This is a genomic window from Paenibacillus paridis (assembly GCF_006345825.1).
GTDB classification, from domain to species: Bacteria; Bacillota; Bacilli; order Paenibacillales; family Paenibacillaceae; genus Pristimantibacillus; species Pristimantibacillus paridis.
On record NZ_VCIX01000075.1, the window covers coordinates 39,566 to 59,233 of the forward strand.

The 19,668-nt window shown below is 51.9% G+C and carries 13 protein-coding genes and 1 pseudogene; 2 read left to right on the forward strand and 12 right to left on the reverse strand.

Annotated elements, in window-relative coordinates; translation table 11 throughout:
- Positions 1–707: 707 nt before the first annotated feature.
- The 12 genes and pseudogenes from FJQ58_RS32865 to FJQ58_RS06505 form a co-directional block, all read right to left on the reverse strand.
- Positions 708–3,752, reverse strand: coding sequence for a transglutaminase domain-containing protein (locus FJQ58_RS32865; RefSeq protein WP_238403853.1), 3,045 nt, complete (start codon positions 3,750–3,752; stop codon positions 708–710).
- Entirely contained in the window at positions 3,739–5,235 is a 1,497-nt protein-coding gene (locus FJQ58_RS06455; RefSeq protein ID WP_162341349.1) for a DUF58 domain-containing protein, read from the reverse strand. The genes FJQ58_RS32865 and FJQ58_RS06455 overlap by 14 nt, the downstream gene beginning before the upstream one ends.
- On the reverse strand, positions 5,232–6,251 hold the full coding sequence (locus FJQ58_RS06460) for an AAA family ATPase (protein WP_139991608.1): 1,020 nt from the start codon (positions 6,249–6,251) through the stop codon (positions 5,232–5,234). The genes FJQ58_RS06455 and FJQ58_RS06460 overlap by 4 nt, the downstream gene beginning before the upstream one ends.
- Positions 6,252–6,339: 88 nt before the next feature.
- Complete coding sequence (locus FJQ58_RS06465; protein WP_162341351.1) at positions 6,340–7,653, reverse strand: polysaccharide deacetylase family protein; 1,314 nt, start codon at positions 7,651–7,653, stop codon at positions 6,340–6,342.
- 198 nt (positions 7,654–7,851) lie between these two features.
- The gene (locus FJQ58_RS06470; RefSeq protein ID WP_139991610.1) at positions 7,852–8,397 is read right to left on the reverse strand and encodes an RNA 2'-phosphotransferase; all 546 of its coding nucleotides are present in this window, start codon (positions 8,395–8,397) and stop codon (positions 7,852–7,854) included.
- Positions 8,398–8,410: 13 nt separating this feature from the next.
- The gene (locus FJQ58_RS06475) at positions 8,411–9,544 is read right to left on the reverse strand and encodes a stalk domain-containing protein (protein WP_139991611.1); all 1,134 of its coding nucleotides are present in this window, start codon (positions 9,542–9,544) and stop codon (positions 8,411–8,413) included.
- A gap of 94 nt (positions 9,545–9,638) precedes the next feature.
- A complete protein-coding gene (locus FJQ58_RS06480) occupies positions 9,639–10,085 on the reverse strand; it encodes a hypothetical protein (RefSeq protein ID WP_238403858.1) in 447 nt (148 codons plus the stop codon).
- Between the two features lie 97 nt (positions 10,086–10,182).
- Positions 10,183–13,215: an efflux RND transporter permease subunit gene (locus tag FJQ58_RS06485; protein WP_139991612.1), complete on the reverse strand. Its 3,033-nt coding sequence runs from the start codon at positions 13,213–13,215 to the stop codon at positions 10,183–10,185.
- 240 nt (positions 13,216–13,455) lie between these two features.
- A complete protein-coding gene (gene bcp, locus FJQ58_RS06490) occupies positions 13,456–13,923 on the reverse strand; it encodes a thioredoxin-dependent thiol peroxidase (protein ID WP_139991613.1) in 468 nt (155 codons plus the stop codon).
- Between the two features lie 61 nt (positions 13,924–13,984).
- Complete coding sequence (locus FJQ58_RS06495; protein ID WP_139991614.1) at positions 13,985–14,776, reverse strand: ABC transporter permease; 792 nt, start codon at positions 14,774–14,776, stop codon at positions 13,985–13,987.
- Positions 14,777–14,781: 5 nt separating this feature from the next.
- Positions 14,782–15,576, reverse strand: a complete 795-nt coding sequence (locus FJQ58_RS06500; protein WP_139991615.1) for an ABC transporter permease — start codon at positions 15,574–15,576, stop codon at positions 14,782–14,784.
- Positions 15,573–16,598: pseudogene (locus FJQ58_RS06505) on the reverse strand (ABC transporter ATP-binding protein). The gene FJQ58_RS06500 and the pseudogene FJQ58_RS06505 overlap by 4 nt, the downstream one beginning before the upstream one ends.
- A gap of 557 nt (positions 16,599–17,155) precedes the next feature.
- On the opposite strand from FJQ58_RS06505, the gene FJQ58_RS06510 reads away from it, so the two are divergent.
- Both FJQ58_RS06510 and FJQ58_RS06515 read left to right on the forward strand, forming a co-directional pair.
- A complete protein-coding gene (locus FJQ58_RS06510) occupies positions 17,156–18,235 on the forward strand; it encodes an LCP family protein (protein WP_139991616.1) in 1,080 nt (359 codons plus the stop codon).
- 83 nt (positions 18,236–18,318) lie between these two features.
- Entirely contained in the window at positions 18,319–19,632 is a 1,314-nt protein-coding gene (locus FJQ58_RS06515) for a glutamate-1-semialdehyde 2,1-aminomutase (protein ID WP_139991617.1), read from the forward strand.
- The last annotated feature ends 36 nt before the right edge of the window (positions 19,633–19,668 follow it).

Genomic DNA, 19,668 nt, shown 5'->3' on the forward strand with positions numbered 1-19,668 from the left:
GTCAAGGCGAATCGGCATGTCCTTTCCGTGAACGGGTATGTTGCAGCTGTTCGAGCCGCTTTCTACTGACGATTATATGGTTGGCGGAAAGCAGTTAAAAGTTGATTTTGAGCGGAATGGCCCAAGATTCGGTACAATGCGCATCGCAAAAATAGAATAGTGGGAAAAACTCCCGCTAATTTCGACACTAATGATGCTTGAGCGCATTAACGGGAAAAACTCCTGCTAATATTCTCCATGTTAGTTCAATCTGCCGAAAACTAGCTATTTAACAGGAGGATTTCCCACTAATTCATTAAATATAACAAAATGGCCATAAATAACAGGATTTTTTCCTGTTAATCCGGTTTTGGAATTAAATTGAACGGACAAAAATGGCTGCTCTGCCTTAGCAATTGTATGATACGAAATAGTTACTCTAAAAACCGGTGTAGTTTTGTTGTAATCCATCTGCCACGTTGTACCGAATGTGACACTTTGAGGGGCAGTAACAGTTAGTTAGTGCAAAAAATTCGGTACAGCTAGTTGGCCATTCATCAGCCTTGCTGTACCGAATATGATTAACTGAGTTTACCAAACCGTGTGTAATTTCGAAATCAAATGATCGTCAGCGTCGAGGAAGAGAATGAATTGATTGTTAAGTTACTAAATGACTATTTATCAATTAACCTACTTCGCGGCTTCGTGCCATGCATGGGACTACGAAGTTACTTCGGCGTTTTAACTGCTAATGGCCGTTTTTTAGACTCTTCTTTCTGCTTGGCAGAGGAAGCAGCAGACTTATGTGCCGGCCGTTTGTTCAGCACATGCAGAACCGTGCGAAGCGCAGCCGGAGTCGGAGCGCCAGGCCATGGACCCGGCGCGGCGAACTGCGCTTCCTCGATCCAGCTGGTGAGCTGGCGGAGCGCGTCCTGCTGATCTGCCGCGAGCGCAGGTTCGGTAGCGCTCGCGTACTCACGTGCGGTTTGTCCGCGCGCGTGCCCGCCGAACCGGCGGTACAGCAGCGGCGCATGCGCACTTGCGACGCCGATAAAGCTGTCGCGCAGGCGGCTTTCCGCGCCGCGCGGAGCTTTCCGCAAGCGGGTCCCCCCCGCTTGCGCAGCCCATTCTTCCGTCACAGGTTCGCGTGACGGATAAGGCGCGGCTGTGCCGGCAAGCTTCGCGATGCCGGCGTGGACCGCGCCATAACGGCGCAGCGCCAGCGAAAGGCGAAGCCGCTGGTGCTGCGCCGCAGCAATGGCCGCGCCCGCAAGCGCTAGCGCGGCCGCGCCTGCGGCAGCTACAGCGGCGGGCGAAGCCGCCGCTGCGCTTTTGGCTGCGCGCGCGAGGGCATCTGCCCCTCGCGCGGCAGCCGCCTCAAACCATGCGGCGAGATTCGCTAAGCTCGCCTCGCCAAATCCGCTGCTGACGCCGCTCGCCACTGCTGCTCCCATTGCGGGAGCAGCGAGCATGCCGCCTACTGAACCAGCGGCCGCAACGCTCACGACGCCGCTGAATCCCGGCGTCGGATCGAAGGGCACCCAGCCTGCGCCTGGGAAATACACCTCAACCCAGGCATGCGCATCGGAGCCTCTCACCTCATAATCCACCGATTGCAAGCTATCCCCCTCAGCGGCTTGCGAACTGCTGCTCTTTCTCCCCGTTCCATCGATTAGCGCTCCACTGCCAGCACTAATCGCTCTATCGCTTCCACTCTCTACTTTGGCACTTCCCGAGTTCAGCGCTCCACTGCCATTCTCTACTTCAACGCTACCAGTATAAATCGCTCTATCGCTCCCACTCTCTACACTGGCAATTCTAGAGCTCGCCGTATCACTACCGCTCTCTGCTCCAGTACCACCAGCACCAATCGCTCTATCGCTTCCACTCTCTACTTTGGCACTTCCCGAGCTCAGCGCTCTACTACCGCTCTCTACTCCAGCTCTACCTAAGCTCTGAGCTTCCGCTTCAGCACTTCCCGATCCCAGGGAATTTCCTGTAGCGCTCTCTCCCCCAGGAGTTCCTGTGGTGAAGCCTTTTACCCAACGGGCAGGAATGCCTTGCGCGCGCAGCAGCACCACCATTGCGGTAGAAAAATGTACGCAGTAGCCTTGGCGCTGCTCGAAGAGAAAATTGTCCACGAAGTCACTGCCTTCCGGGGGCACAGAGCTGCCATCCAGCGTATACGTATAGCTCTCTTTCAAAAAATCCTCAATCGCCTTCACCTGGTCGTAACGGCTCGTAACGCCACCGCCTGCAACCTCGGCAGCCAAAGCCACTACCCGGCTTGGAAGCGAGGACGGCAGCTGCAAATAAGGCGCCAAAGCCAGTTCCTCTCTTGCACCGGCTGAAGTGCCTGAAGCCACTGAGCCTTCGTCTGCCGTGAATGCTCCGTCAGACCCGTTGTCTAACGCACGCAATTGCGCTTCATCCGTTACGGCAAGAACGCTGTTGACCGTATAGCTTTCCACTTTGGCCTTATTGGATTGGGCATATAACGCGCTGCTATCCCCATTAAATATATAGCTCTCCAGCTTGCGCCTTGGATCTGCCGCCGAAAGCTCGGTAACCCTGCCGTATAAGCCGGAGGCAAACAGAGGCATTCCGGCTGTAGGCTGCGCCCAAATGACGGTTTGCTGAATGATTGGCCCTTGCTCATGGGTTCCTGCTTCATCTGCGGCTTTGGCGGATGCCTCCATATCTGTGCTACGAACAGGGAGAAGAACCGAGCTGCCTGCCGTATCGCTCCACCCATGCCCATCATAGAGGCGCTTTGTTTCCCCGCGCCAATATCCTTTTACTGGTGAGCTGCCCGTAAAGAGAATGCTGTCGTCTTTCCTTACCGGCGCACCCAGCTTGCTGTCATCGAATCCATATCCCGTAAAGGAGCTGCCCGAAATACTGTATCCGTTTGTTCCGTTTACGCTTGTTTGGCTCTGCTGCCCAAGCGAGCTGACCGCCTGCTCTAGCCGATCATTAAATGTCGTTGTCCAGTTCGCGGGCGGCAGCGAAGCTTCACGGCCAGCAGCAAACAGCAAACCGCAGCCGATAATCGTCAGCACGACAAAGGCGGAGCCCGAAAGCCAGCGCATATCCACGCCCTTTAGCTTGCCTAAACCCGTTTCTATCATTCGCTGTACTCGCGGCACCGTCACTACAGCGCCAAGCAGCAGCCCCTCTGCCACCGTGCGCATCAAGCCGCCCATCACGTCGAATCCAAGCCATACATGAAGCGTAATTAAATAAACTAACGTTATGCATGCAAGCCCAAGAGCCGTCTGGCGCATCCAGAGCAGCGCCTGCAGCGCGGGAGCCAGCATCGCCCAGCCAATAAAGAGCAGCAGCGTTCTAAGCTCCCCCGACATGGCCCATAAGCCGTTATCCGCTAGCAGCAGGAAGTGCTCCTTCAGCATAACCGGAAAGCCGATTAGCCATTGCAAACCGCCTTGGTCAGTCCCCTTATAGAGCCACATCAGGCTTAAAATACAAAGGATGACATTCATCGGAAGAGTAACGCCGAGCGGCAGGCGAAACAATCCCGCCAGCAACACAAAGCCAATAACCATAAGCAGCGGCTCCGGATTATAAATGACCGACCACGCACCTGCATTCACCCAGGGAAGCAGCCATTCGGCGAGCAAGCCAAATAGCAGCAGCGTGGTAAGCAGGCGATAACCGAAAGAATCTTCGGCAGCGCCGCTGTGCAGCCGTTGGTTACCGGTTTGCAGCCTTTTGGCGTCTCTTCCTGCTATATCGCTTTTATGCAAGCTCATGGAAGTCGCCTCCTTCCTCAGCATAAGGAAGAGCATCCATGCTCGCAGGGACATGCAGCCACGTCAATTTGACGCCGCCGCTCTCCAGCCATTTCTGCTGCTCGCGCATGGCGAAAGTAGGCATGCTGCTTCGCGTAACAATGAAGAGCTCTAGCCTGCAGCCTTGCTCGGCTGCATAACCTGCCAGCTCGCCCCAGCTCCTGCCGCCCCGCCAATCGGCGGTAAATACGAGGATCGTGGAGCCGCGGCTAAAGGCTCCTGAGCTTTTGGAGAGGCTGCCTGAAAGCGAGCCCCTTCCTTCCGGTCGGAGCAAAGCCATCGCGTGAAGCATCCCAGGCAAACGGGATGCTGACTCTGCCTCCGTCGACTCCAGCGCGGCTTGCTCCTGACCGAGCAAAAGCGTTACTCCATGGCCAAGTGAAGCTGCCTGCGCAAGCGCCATAGCTGCCCATCCTATGCAAGCGTCAAAGAGCCGGTTGTCCTGATCATATGCGGATGCCAGCGTATCGACAGCGATATACGTTCGAACCGGCTGCGCAAGCGCATGCCATTTGGTTTGAAGACCTCGTCCCTTAGCCGCGCTCCTCCAATCCAGATGACGGAGCGAATCCCCCTCACGGTACGGCCGAAGTTCCGGGCCCCAACCGGCAGCTCTCACCGCTGCCTCGATTTCTTCTCTTCCCGCTTCACCGCGCGGATCGCGAGCTTCACCTATCGCACGCGAACGGACCGCATGCGGTGCTGAGCCGCCTAACTGTTCCGGCTTGATCTGATCGGCCTGAGGCAAGCCGGGCAAAACAACAAACTCCGCCTTGCATGACAGCTGTTTGCGAATGGCGGTTAGGCCCAGCCAATCGCCAACCGTAACCGACACATGCTCGAAGGGATGCAGCCCGCGCTGCAACTGATAGAAAGCATACTGAACGGTCATCTCTTTGCGAAAGATCGGCATAAACACATATTGCAAGCTCAAGCCTTGACGGGCGGGCGAGCTCTGATTTACTGTTTCATCGCTTAATGCAATCCACACAAAGGGTATAAGCAGCGATCGCCTAAGCGTTAAACGTACCGCGATCGTGCCTCCCTCGCGTGTCGTCTCATGCGAAAGCTCGCGGACAGCTGTAAGGCCTACCGCTGCTAGCATAGGCGCAGCACAGCTTACGATCACGATCATACTGAGTACGGCTGCCATAAACCATTCCACTGCACCGCCCCTAAGCAGTACGGCTGCCACGCTTCCGGCCCAGCCTGCCCCCAGCAAGCCCCAAGCCAGCCACCGGGTACGATAAATGCCATGGCCACCATCTTGCCCGGCATAGGCTGTCTTTCTCTCATTTACCGGCTCAGTCGTCCCCTGCCTGTCACGTATCCAGCTCTCATCCGCTTGATTGTCTGGGAGTTGCCCCTCGACAGCATAATAGCGTCCTTCGTTTCCCGCCTCGGCCCCTTCTTTCGGAAGCCCATTTTCATAAGATGCATTCATCGGCGCTTCCCGCTTCCTGCAGCCGCCGGCATAGGGCATTCGCGAATCGTGCGTTTCATCACAGATGCGGCATCCGCTCCGCTTGCTGCTGCGCTGAAGCGCAGCGACAAACGATGCGGCAGCACCGCTTCGGCTGTTGCCAGCAAATCATCGGGAACCGCATAACCGCGGCCTTCCATGTAAGCATTGGCCTGGGATGCGCACAGCCAATCCCTAAGCGCCCTTGGGCTCAGCCCAAGCATGACCTCCGGCGCGCGTCGGGTCGCATCCGCCACCTGCACCATATATTCCAGCAGAGCGGGATGCATATGCGTCTGGCGTGCCTCCGCCTGCATCTGCAGCCATTCTTCCGTGGCAATGACTGGACGCAAGCGCTCCGGCTCGATTCGGTTGCCATCCGCATATTGCTCCAGCATTCTCTTCTCTTCCATCGATCCAGGATATCCGATGGTTAGCCGCATCATGAAACGATCCAGCTGGGCTTCCGGCAGCGTGTTCGTCCCCTCGAAGCTAAGCGGATTTTGCGTAGCGATCAGCATGAACGGAACGGGCAGCTTGCGCGTTTTCCCTTCTACCGTGACCCGCCTCTCCTCCATTGCTTCAAGCAGCGCAGACTGCGTGCGCGGCGATGTGCGGTTGATCTCATCGGCCAACACCACATTGCCCATAATCGGGCCAGGGCGGTACACCAGCTCGCTCGTCCTTGGATCAAGCACAACCCCGCCAACAATATCCGCAGGCAGCATATCGGACGTAAACTGGATTCTTTTGAAATCGCCGCCCACCGCCCTTGCAAAAGCCTGTGCCAGCAGTGTCTTCCCAACGCCCGGCACATCCTCAAGCAAAACATGTCCGCCCGCGAGCAGCGCTGTTAACGTATTTCTTATGACCTGCTGCTTCCCTAGCAATACGCTCTCTACCTTTACTAACAGCCTGTGAAGCAGCACCTGCGGGGCTTCCGGCCAGTGACTATAGCGCTCCTCTTTGGCATCCTCTGAAAATTGGGGAGTAATCATCGAATAAATCGCCTCCTGAAAAATAAATCTATCTATTTTTCAGTGTCCCCAGCTTTCTCTCAATTTAGACCTGCTAGAGGTGCCAGCTTTACGCTGACAACCAAATTTCCCGTTGCTGATCGTTATAGACAACACTTGTGATGATGATTCCGAACTTTTCTAGCGTCGCGCGCACAGGCACAGCCATTCGCTCCGACTGCTCGACCGTCATTTTACCCGTCTGGCTTGATAACTTCAGTACCTGATTGCCATCGTAATAAGCCTCTATGATTCCATGCTCCAAATCGAGCTTCGTAATGCCGCCTACCCACTCCGATAACTTGAGCAAGGGAACCTCAATCGAGCCGTTTCTTAGACGGTATTCCTCCTTGCTAAGCTCCAAGCGTTGTTCCCCGCGATGCAAAATCAAGCTCGGCGCATTTGGCTCCGCTTGCCCTAACAAGCTGTTCCTGCCAAGCTTCTCCGAGAACGCGATAAGGCTTTGTTTCTCCGGCTTGGATACTTTGGCTCTGTCCCACTTCAATTGCTTCGCAACGTTAAATTGGATAGGCTTCACTTGATCTGTAAGTGGGACGAAGGTGTAGCCTTTGCTCTTGTAATATTTCAGAATCGCAGGCAAAGCCTTAACGGACTCCGCATGCCCCTTGCCGTCATGGAGCAGCACATTTAATGTGGCAGCAAGCTTTGATTTTTTTATCGTGGATAAAATCTCGGCCGCTGGCACGCCTACCCGCTTGGAATCGCCGCTGTCCACATTCCAATCATGCACCTGATAGCCAGCCTCTGCCATCGCATCAAAGTAGCCTTGGTCAAAATTGCTATAGGTACCGCCCGGCGCTCGAAACAACGTCGTCCTTATGCCCAGCGTTTTATAAATAGCCTCATCCGTTTTCATAACTTGACCAGCAAACTCTGCAAAGCTGCCGTACAAACGGTCATATTTATGATTAAAGGTATGATTGCCTATGGCGTGCCCCTCCGCTACAATTCGCTTAGCTATTTCCGGCTGCTTCAGCACCTGTTCACCCAAAACAAAAAACGTCGCAGCAATCCCTTCCCGCTTCAAAATATCCAGCACTTGCTTCGTGTTTTCGCTAGGCCCGTCATCGAAGGTCAAGTACAGCAGCTTCTCGTTCTGTTTCTGATTTTGTTTCTGCTCCTGCTCTTGCGGTGCAGCTGCAGCTTTATTATTTTCAGAGAGGCTCGCAGCTTCAGGAAACGCGTCCCCCTCCGATGGTTTACCTGGTTCATAGGATATCTGCTCGATAAGAACCGGCTTGGCTCCGGATTCGGCAATTGGACCCATGCCCGCGCTTGCCTGAACGACCTCACGTTCACTAGCGGCATCCCCGCTATATAAGGCAGGGCCTCCAAGCCCAAACAAACCAAACCATACTACCAACGTGCATACTCCCGCCTTCATCATACGCCGCATCATCTCTGCCACCCTTCTCTACCTTTGAATAAACCACTACATTCATTCTGATAGATTATATGAACAGCTAATCTAGTAAATGACAGGACAATGCTTTTTCCGATCGAAAGATTCCATCCGCCCTAAAAAAAAGCCAATCATGGCTTTGCTCAACCATCATTAGCTCTAAACTCCGTCAACCCTTATATATTCAGCCGGAATATGATCCGCCAGCCAAACTACTTCATCCCCCTGGTAAAAGGCAATGCCCGCCTGCCATGCGCGCTCCGCATCGATCCGCAGCAGAAGCGGCTGCCGATCCTTTCGTCTGCCGACATTCATCGCTGTTGCGGTTTCGATCGACAGATGGACATTTTGCCGCGCCATCGGCCGCAGCCCGTTGGTCATAATTTGTCCCTGAAGCTCGCGTGATGTTCCGTGATAAAGAACCTCCGGGGGCTTTTTTCGTTCCCGTACGATAATCTCCGGCACGGAATGGCCATAGATCGCTCTTATTTTTCCTGCTGCCAGCTCATGCCGTTTTTTCGGGATGGCATCGATCATAGCCACCAAATCGCTTTCCTGCAGCTGTTCCCAAGGCTTGCGCTCTTGCATCGCCTCTATTAAATGGTCAATTCGAACCCAGCCCTCTTCATCCAATTCCAGTCCCAAACTCCAAGGCGCATGCCTGAGGATGTAAGACAACTCCTTGCTTAGCTTCTGATAATCCATTCTAAACTCCTCTTTACTGAACAATATTTATACTATAGCTTGTTTGATCATTAGTGGTTGAATCCTCATTTTTGAAATAGAGGGTATTGCCTTCCCGCTGCACAAACTTCAGAAAGTCACCGGGAAACGATGCCTGATTCTTTTCCACCAATTCCTGCTGCTTCTTGTCAAAAAAAGTTTTGTATAAAAAAGTGCTATTTCCGGATTCTCTGTCTACCAACATTAATATCCCTTTTTGGCTGGCGCGCAGCAATAGGACGTCCTTAGCAAAATATTCGACGTAATAATGATCTTTCTCCCCGCCAAGCTCCTCCAAATTAATCGTCTCCAGCGCTTTGCCTGTCCCATCCTCCAGCACTCTCAGCGTCTTGCCTTCGTTTAACAGCAATTGGCCGTTCCCTTGTGTAGCATTGGTATCCATTCGATTCCAATAGAGCACGCTGGCCTGCTGCAAAACCGCACCATCTTTTATAACGAGTGTGAATTGTTGACTAAAAAGCACCCCCGAACCAAAATGATCCGATAGGCTGAGCAATAGCAGCCCACCCTCCGTTTTCTCAAAGCGGAATGATAGTTGCTCTTTAATGGGAGCTCCTAACTTGGCAAGCTCATGCTGCGTTCCCTTGCTGTCCGTCACATAAAGTGTGCCGGTTTTGCCCACAACGGTGTATTTCAGATTGTCATAGACCTTTACATATTGCTTAAACGATTGCAAATGATCGGCCTTGATTGTGTTTGTTTTGGAGTCCTTCGTAACGTTTTTTCCGTTAAGCGCTTGAACTACGAAACGAGCAGGCAAATAGAGCTCTTTTTGATTAACAAACGGAGCTCCAGCCAGCTTAACGCTTTTGCCATCCAGCATAGCGGTAAGACTGCCGATTCGAACCGCAAACGACTTTTGCCAGCCGCTGAACTGCGCACGCTTCCCGGTGGCATCCCAGCTTAAATCAAGTCCCGCTGTCTTCGTCACAAGCTCCATAGGAACAAAGGTAACGCCATTTTTGATCAGAGCAGGCCCCCCAATCAACCGTTCATCATTCTCGTTCCATACAAATTCATAGGCAGGCGGCGCTGCTGCACTTACAGAATGAGGCAGGATCAGTGCGAATGCCATAAGAAATACGGTAAACATCCATTTTCTATTCAATTCAAATCAATCCCTTCATCTTACAAATAAATGGAAGTATTCAGCTATACTAACGTCCATTTTTTGTAAAAGTTGCAGGGGGAAGCTGTACAAATTATCTTCTGTTCTTTTTTCTTAACGTATTTTGAAAAAATAAAAACACCATGAGCAATAAAAAACCTCCGAAAACATAGGTCAGCACTTGTTTCCAACTGAGTCCCTTGCCCGCATATTCTCCATCGTACAACGCTTTTACCCATTTGCCTTCGCCGTTTCCGACGGCTATGGCCTCGCCAACCGCCAAATCATTGATTTTGTAATAGGATGTACCTTTAGGAAACCGGTTTGAGAAGTTACCTGAGTAGGTGCCTTCTGTATCGGAATATTTTGTAACCTTGCCAATAACAGAGCCTACTTGGCTAGCTTCAAGCTCAATATCGGAAATCGCATAGCTTCCTCCGTCAAAAACAACAAATGACTTTGCCCAGTCCGCATAGGCCGGTGTCAAGAAAAGCGTAAATCCGATGAGCAGAACGAACATGCCGCCGATGATTTTGTTCAAATCCCCACCCCCTTACAGAATGGACTTCTGCGAATGCCATAATGTTGCACGGAAGATCGGATTTACGCCATAAATATTCCCAAATGAAAAGCGATTCCTAAGCAGCCGCATCCATTGTGCCGCTGCTCATCCGCTGCTTACGCGAGCGTTTGTAATAAAGCAGCTCATACATGACAGGCACGACGACCAGAGTGAGCAATGTCGAGCTGGCTAGACCGCCAATCACGACAATCGCAAGCCCGCTGGAAATAATGCTTCCGCCCCCTAAGCCGATCGCAAGCGGCATTAGTGCGCAAATGGTCGCTATTGCGGTCATTAAGATCGGACGCAATCGCGTGCCCCCCGCTTCAATGAGTGCATCGCGGATGCTCATGCCATGCTCGGTTTGCTGCTGGACTCGTTCAATCAGAACGATAGCATTCGTAACGACAATCCCGATCAGCATCAGGAAGCCAATCATGCTGGATACCGAGATCGGCTCGCCGGCAATCATCGTTCCCACCAAGCCGCCGATAAGGGCAAACGGCAGGGAGAACAATACGGCGAGCGGCGCTCTGCCTTCTCTAAATGCAATGACCATCACGATATAGACCATGCCAACGGCGACAAGCATCGCCATAAGCATATCCTGCATCATCGTCTGTACATCCTCATTGCTGCCTCCAAGGGAATAGTCGACGCCTGTCGGCAGCGTGAGCTGCTCTAGTGCCTTCTCCAGCGACTGATTCACTTTGTTCACATTCTTATCCGTAATCTGTGCCGACACCGTAGCAAATTCCGCTCCGTTCTTGTATTGCAGCGTGTTCGGAAGCTGTACCTCTTGAACATCGGCAATATCCTTGACCGCAAGCGTGTCACCGAGCGGCGATTGCAGCTTGAGATTGCCGATATCGGTCGTCGAAGCCATGGATTCACCGCTTAATGCGAGGTAAAGATCGCTTGTGCTTGATCCGTCACCAATCCGTCCCGCTATCGCTTCGGATAAGAATGGGCGGAGCATGAACGATGCCTGGGCGGCTGAAAGCCCATATTTATTCGCATCCTCCTGCCTGATCTCAATGGCGATCCCTTTCGTCCCATCCTGCAGGTTGTTGCTAACCTTGTCAATTCCGTTCAGTTGACGGACAGCCTCCGTGATTTGCTCCGTTGCCTCTCGAACGCTTGCCGTCGTCGAACCGGTTACCGTTACGGCGATCATTCCTCCGCCGCTCATATCATCCTTCATCAGGCTGAATTCGCTGCCTTCAGACACGCTCGCCTGAGTACCCATATCGTCGATAAACGCATCCATATCGGCTTCGGAATCAAACCCGATGAACCAATCTACCTTATTGTCCGCACCCTCGCCGCCGCCAAAGCTGCCGCCAATGGTTACATTCGTATTCTCTACATCCTTATGCTCCCGAATCATTCCATCCAATCGGCCAGCCTCTGCCTCCAGAGCCGCTAGACTTGTTCCCTTTGGCATTTCAAGCGTTGCGAACATGTATTTATATTCCGTCTCGGGCAGTAGGATCACGCCAACCTTACCGGCAAAGATCGGCACAAGGCTGCCGATGAACAACATAAACGAGATGACCAGCACAATGGTTTTGTGGCCTAGCGACCATTGCAGCACACGCTTGTAGCCGCGACTCATCGCCGATTCTTTCGGTTCCGCCAGCTTGGCGTTTCTCATGAGTGCCCATGCCATAAGCGGCACAACCGTCAGCGCCACTAGGAGCGACGACAGCAGCGCGAATCCAACGGTCCATGCGAAGGGACGGAAGTAGCCCCCGATCATGCCTTGCAGCAGCCCAAGCGGCGCAAATACCGCCACGGTCGTAATCGTAGAGGAGGTGATTGCCCGGCCAACTTCTTCGGTTGCCGATAGGATTAAATCCTTCGTAATCTTCTCGCCCCGCATGCGGCGCACAATGTTCTCAATGACGACGATACTGTCGTCCACCACCCGCCCGGTTGCCACGGCTAAGCCGCCAAGCGTCATAATATTGAGTGTCACGTCCGTAAAATATTTCAAACAAATCATCGCGATCAGCATCGATAGCGGGATCGATACGATCGCAATCAGCGTAGCCCGGAAGTTACGCAGGAAGAACAAAATCAGGATCGACGCGAACAGCGCTCCAAGCGCTCCCTCCCGAGCCAATGTATTTACCGACTCCTTTACATCCGTTGCACGGTTATACATAATAAGCGATTTCACTTGACCGTCCTTCTCGGCGTTTTCATATACTTTAAGAACCTTGTCAGCCACTTCCACCGTATTGGCATCGCCGGATTTTACAATGTTCAGCGACACGCTTGGGCTCCCATTTGTCCGGTTGATCACGCTAAGCTCCTTGCCCTGCGTAATGTCTGCGATATCGGTCAACTTGACGTCGCCAGTCGGCGAAAGACGCCATGCCTTCAACTGCTCGATCGAGCGCAGATCTCCTTGGACGAATACAGGCAGCTTCGTCTTGCCAATCGTAGCCTCTCCGAGAGGCACACTGAGATTGTTTGCTTGCAAGCCAGCCATAATTTGATCGTATGTAATGCCTTTATCAGCCATTTTCTTAGCATCCAAGCTTATATACACGCCGTCATCCTTCAGTCCGACAAGTTGAACATCGCTTACGCCTTCGATGGCTTGCAAATCGGTAAGCAGCGAGTTTTTGACGAATGCAGTGAGCTGCTCTTCCGTCACGCCTTCCTTGGCAGCCACGCTTGTATACATAATGGGTTGATTGGTTGTCGAGAAATACTGCACCTTCGGCTTAGCGACTCCCTCTGGCAAGTCAGCCTCCCCAATCGCCTGAATAACTTCGGCCTGCTTCTCCTTCATATCATCGTTGTAGCCAAATTCCAGCTGAAGCATCGATATGCTGTTCGCTGATTGGGACGTTACACTCTTAACGCCTTCCATGTTGCGCAGCACCTTCTCTAGCGGAAGTGTGACCTGATTCATCACTTCATTAGGCGCAGCTCCTGGGTAAACCGCAGACACCATGATGCCCGGAAAAGTAACCTCTGGCTGCTGCTCCTGCTTGAAACCTAGGGTAGCGTACACTCCCCCAGCAGCGATTAAAATCACCAACAGAATAATCGCGACCGGATTCCTTAATGAAAAGCTCGTAAAAAATTTCATGTTTCCCTCTCCATTTCCGCTTTCAAATGACTGACTTGTTTATTTTTTCCAAGTTAAACCTACGAGTTTTATTGTAAGGGTTGCAGATGAGCCGCATAATGGTCTGGAGAATGTATCCTCGCCTAGACCTTTGTCGCACATACAGCGCGACTTTAGACAGGCGAACGACAAAAAAACCGCCAACAGCTGTCAGCGGAATTTGGGTTGGTATACGATTGATTTGACCTCTATTTCTTAAGATTAAAGCTGCTGAACGGCCTCCAGTACCTGCTGCGTATGACCCTTCACGCGTACCTTTCGCCATTCCTGCACCAGCTTGCCAGCTGTGTCTATTAGGAAGGTCGAGCGGACAAGCCCCATATATTCTCTTCCATACAGCTTTTTCAGCTGCCAAACCCCGTACAGCTCGCACACGGCGTGTTCTGTATCGGCTAACAGCAGAAAGGGCAGCTCTTTTTTGGCTATAAAATTTTGATGCGATTTGACCGTGTCGAGGCTTATGCCCAAAATAACCGTATTCAGGCTCAGCATCTCCTGGTTCGCGTCTCGAAAGTCACAGGACTCTTGAATGCAGGCTGTCGTCATATCTTTGGGATAAAAGTAAAGAACGACGTTTTTGCCGCGGTAATCGCTAAGCGTAACTTGTTCACCATTTGAGGCCGGCAGCGTAAAATCCGGTACAGGCTCTCCGATAGGCAGCTGTGTCATTTCTAAATCCTCCAGAAACTAATCATTTTTGCGTCTAAGCATAGCTATCCCTGCATGTCGGTTATGAGCCTGCCCCGCGGTAACGTTTTACGCCATGGTTCCATAGCCATAGCCCTAACGAGAAGACGATAATGCCCATGACAGGCGTAAAGAGCGCAAGCTGCGAGAGATCATCCGTTTTTTTCTCAAGAAAGTAGGATGCCGGTATAACCCCAACGAAGGCGAATGGCAGCAGCCAGGTCAGCACAAAGCGGATCATTTTGTTATAAATGTTCACCGGGTAACGACCATAGTTCTGAATATTGTACATGAGCGGAACGATGCCGGTCGGTGCATCCGAATAAAACGATATCGCGCTAAGCGCCGTATAAAGGCCTGCATAAATGAGCACGGCGCCCAGGATGAGCAGCAGCAAAATAAGCAGGTCCCATACTTCGAAGGGCAGGCCAAGCTGCGTCCAGCAGAGGACCATGATGATGGCGCCAACGAAGGAGCCGATCAAGGATGGCGGATCTACGTTTTCGAGCAGCACCTGGTACAAACTGTGCGCCGGACGCGTCAGCACCCGGTCCATCTCGCCTTTGACAATATAACGCTCGCTGAAATTCCAGATGCTGAAGAAAGTGCTGAACACGCCATACGGAATCATGAAGAAGCCATACACGAACACAACCTCAGCTTCCGACCAGCCGCCAAGCGACGGCGTGTGCTGGAATACGATTAAAATAAAGATAAGGTTCATCCCTTGGAACAATAAATCCGAGAGCACCTCAATCCAGAAATCCGCCCGATAGGTCAGCCTTGTTTTCGCATAGTTTTTAATATATTCCCAAAATAATGATGCGTATCTCATCTGGATCAGCCCCCTTGCACGAACAGCCGCTTGCGCGCGGAACGCCACGTCAGCCAGATCGGAATTAATAGTCCCACAAACCAAAGCAGTTGTATACCGAACACATGCAATACTTCGCTGCTAGGCGTACGGCCTGTAAACACGGAGCTTGGCAAGTAAGTAATCGCTTGGAAAGGCAGCCACTGCATGATCGCGGACAGCCAGCCCGGGAAAAAAGCGATCGGCACGACCACGCCCGAGAACAAATCAACCATAACCCGCTTCATCCGCATCATGCCTTCGTTGTTCTCTACGAAAAAGGCGAACAAGCCAGTCAAAATGTTGATTTGCGAATTAATAAGAAAGCTGAAGAATAGCATGACCAGATAAATAAGCCACGTTGCCGGATCTGTTGGCAGCGTCACCGGGAAGATCAGGCAGACAATAATCATGCCGGGAACCATGAACAGCAGCATCCGGAACAAGCCCTCGCCGAAGCCTTGCATCATTTTCACAAACAGATAGGAGTACGGCCTTATGAGCTGGACCGATACGCTGCCATCACGAATCTCATTGGCAATTTCGCGGTCGAGGTTGTTGAAATAAAACGCCCGAGCCATCCAGGATACGGCTACGTAAGTCGTCATCTGAGTGACGGTGAAGCCGGCCAGCGTCTCCTTGTCGCCATAAATCGCTTGCCATAGAAAGTAATAGGCGCCGATATTAATGGCATAAATAATGATGCCGCTATAATAATTAACGCGGTAAGCCAGCATCATAATGAACCGTATCCGAATAAAATCAATATAAGCACTCATCATGATACGGTCGTCTCCTTGGAGGTGGAAGCGGAGCCTGAGGAATAAATGCTGCGGACAATATCGTCGGTGTTCGTTTCAATAATTTTAATGTCGCGAATTTCGACACCGCCTACTACGGAAGCCAGCGCGTCCGATACGTTAACGGTATGCGGCAGCCACATTTTTGCTGTAACTTCATTTTCCATCGTCCATGAGACATCCAGGCTAGCGGTAAGCTCGCGCAGCTTCGCAAGCTGTGTATGGCCTGCGAATTGGAACTGAATCTCGCGCCCCTTGCTCCAGCGATTCTTGAGATCGTCCAGCCCTCCGTCATAGATAATCCGTCCGTCATCGAGCATGATGACCCGTTAGCAAAGCGCTTCGATATCCTGCAAGTCATGCGTCGTCAGCAAAATCGTCGTCCCCTGCTCCTTATTCATCTGCAGCAGGAAATCGCGAATTTCCGTCTTGACGACAATGTCGAGGCCAATGGTCGGCTCATCGAGAAACAAAATGGACGGGTTGTGCAGCAAGGAAGCAACCAGCTCGCAGCGCATCCGCTGGCCCAGGCTAAGCTTGCGAACGGGCCTGTTAAGCAAATCGCCAAGCTGCAGGCGCTCCACCAGTTCATTCAGCCGTTTGCGGAAGTCTGCCTCTGATACACGGTATACCTTGCGCAGCAGTTGGAAGGATTCAATTACGCCGATATCCCACCAAAGCTGGGATCGCTGCCCAAATACAACGCCAATGCCGTTGACGAATTTCTCGCGGTCTTTGAATGGCACGTAGCCGTTCACTTTCAGTTCGCCCGAGGTCGGAACCAAAATGCCGGTCAGCATTTTGATCGTTGTCGACTTGCCGGCGCCATTCTCTCCAATATAGCCGCATATTTCGCCCTGCGGAATTTGAAAGGAAATATCTTTAACCGCCGTTACCTCATTGTACTCGCGTTTAAACAAGTCCTTGAGTGCGCCGGATAAGCCTTCGCGGTTTTTCTGTACGCTGAATTGCTTGCGTAGATCCTTTACATCAATAGCTAGCATGTGGTTCTTATAGCCCCTCTCGCATCGACATTTCCTAGGAAATAGCGATCTTTATTTACCTAAAACGATAAAACTTGCTTCTGCATGTCGTTCAGCTTTATAATTTTATGATATGTAATCATACATTAGTTCACGCCTAGCGTAAACGGTTGAGCTTACCTATTTTGCCTCAGCTTTCGTTTGCTCATAAATATAAGTTACAAGCGTATCCGGCTGTAACCGTCCTAGGGCGGTAAAAGCTCGCTTCGCTTGAAATATAAGAAATCGAGTAAGCATCCAAACTTATTTCTTCTTATATTTTGAAATAAGCATCGTCTTATGCGTTCTTATATTTTTAGCGTAACCGGCTCCGCCCTCTTGTTTTAGTTGAGAAGCGGACCTTTCGCTATGCCATCCTTGCTCATGCTTACATTGAAATCCACCAGCTTTGCAAGCGTAAACGGCTGTTTTCTTCCTTTTGCGGAAAAAAGCTCTTTGCGCGGTGATCGATAAGAATTCCATTCTTATCGTTGAGACAAAAAGATTCAGCAGCATCTGAAAGGAGCACGTCTAACGAAATGCCTAACGAGACGAACGAGACACCGAAAGCACCAAAAAACAAAAAAAAATGGAAATGGTTTTTCATCAGCCTATCGGTTATCCTGGGTGCGGCGATAGCCTTTGCGATTTACTGGTCGGTAGGCGTATATAACGCGCTGGACAACTTTAGCGATCCCGAAGCGACCAAGCCTCCCACGGAGGAAGCGCAAGAAACGCCCGTACCGATTCCGGAATGGGAAGGTACCGAGCGCGTCAATATTTTGCTGCTTGGCGGTGATGCCCGCGGCGTTGATGAAGGCCAGGTCGCCCGTTCAGATTCCATATTAGTCGCTTCGTTCGATCCCGTAACCAAAAAGGCCCATTTGTTCTCTGTGCTGCGCGATACTTATGTCAGCATTGAAGGACATGGCAAGGGCCGCATCAATACGGCACTCGCATTAGGCGAATACCCGCTTGCCATGCAAACGGTTGGGGACCTGCTGGGACTCGACATTCAATATTATGTTTATACCGATTTTGAGGGCTTTAAGCAGCTCATCGATACAATCGGCGGCATCTACTTCGATGTCGAGAAGGATATGCATTACACCGATAACGCAGACGGAAACCGCTACGATATCGATCTCAAGCAGGGCTATCAGCTGCTTGATGGGGACAAAGCGCTCCAATACGTTCGTTTCCGCCATGATGCGATGAGCGACTTTACGCGTACGGAGCGTCAGCGCAACTTCCTGCAGGCGGTCTCCAAGGAGCTTCAGTCCACTTGGAACATTATTCGGATGAAGAAGATATTAGACAGCGTGCAGCCTTACGTCAAAATGAACATCAGCGTACCTGATATGCTCAAGCTTGGCCAGCTCGGCGTCAAAAGCCACGTAGCCAGCACAACTCAAATCCCGCCAATGGAACTGATCGCAGAGGATCGCGTCGGCGGTGCATCCGTTATCGGGATCAAGGATGAGGATGAGCTGCGCGCTTATGTTCAAATGACGCTGGAGCAGGACGATACCATCCCTGTACCAACGGAAACGCCTGTGCCTTCCGACGACTCTGGCGCTGGCAGTGGTGCAGCAGGTAATTCAAGCACAAAACAATAAACGGCAAATACACGCAACAGTTATTTAGGGTTGCGTGTATTTTGTTTCCTTATCATCTACTTATTCTTGGGAGGCTTATGATCATGACGATAAAACGACCAAATTCCGAAAAGCTATATGAGGAAGCGCTGCAGCACATTGTAGGCGGCGTCAATAGTCCTTCCCGCTCCTACAAAGCGGTAGGCGGCGGAGCGCCTGTATTTATGAAAAAAGGAGAAGGCGCCTATTTCTGGGACGTCGACGATAACAAGTACATCGATTACTTGGCAGCCTATGGCCCCATTATTACGGGACATGCCCATCCGCATATTACGGAAGCGATTGTTCGCGCTGCTCAGGACGGTACGCTGTACGGTACGCCGACTGAGCTTGAAATCAAGCTAGCCCGCATGCTGAAAGAAGCGATTCCTTCGCTCGATAAGGTTCGATTCGTCAATTCAGGAACGGAGGCCGTCATGACGACGATTCGCGTCGCTCGCGCCTATACGAAAAAATCGAAAATCATTAAATTTGCCGGCTGTTACCATGGACACTCTGATCTTGTGCTCGTTGCCGCCGGTTCAGGTCCGTCTACGCTCGGCATTCCTGATAGCGCCGGCGTACCAGCGAGCATTGCCAGCGAGGTCATTACCGTTCCGTTTAACGATCTGCCTGCTCTGAAAGCCGCACTGGAGCGCTGGGGGCACGAGACAGCCGCTGTGATGGTCGAGCCTATTGTCGGCAACTTTGGCATGGTTATGCCGCACGAGGGCTTCCTGGAGGGTCTCTGCAAGCTCACCCGCGATGCAGGCGCGCTTGTCATCTACGATGAGGTAATCAGCGCCTTCCGTTTCCATTACGGAGCTGCGCAAACTTACGTCGCTTTCCCTGACCATCAAGCGATTGAGCCCGACCTGACCGCACTTGGCAAAATTATCGGCGGCGGACTGCCCATCGGCGCTTATGGCGGCCGGCGCGAAATTATGGAACAGGTCGCTCCGCTGGGTCCCGCCTACCAGGCTGGGACAATGGCGGGCAATCCAGCCTCGATCTCCGCAGGCATCGCCTGCCTGGAGCTGCTGCAGGAGCCGGGCATCTATGACCGGATGAACGCGCTCGCTACCAAGCTGGCAATCGGCTTGCATGCCGCTGCAAGGCAATATGGCATCCCGCTTACCATCAATCAAATTCGCGGCTCATTCTCGGCGCATTTCTGCGATCATCCGATTACGAATTACGATGAAGCACAGGACACGGATGGGGAGCTGTTCGGCCGTTTCTTCAAGCTTATGCTGGATCAAGGCATTAACCTGGCTCCTTCTAAATACGAAGCTTGGTTTTTCACCACCGCGCACACTGAGGCCGATATCGATGAGACCATTGAAGCGATCAACTTCGCATTCTCTCAATTGAAATAAGCGAGGAAGCGCGCGTTCAACAAATCCGACAACGAT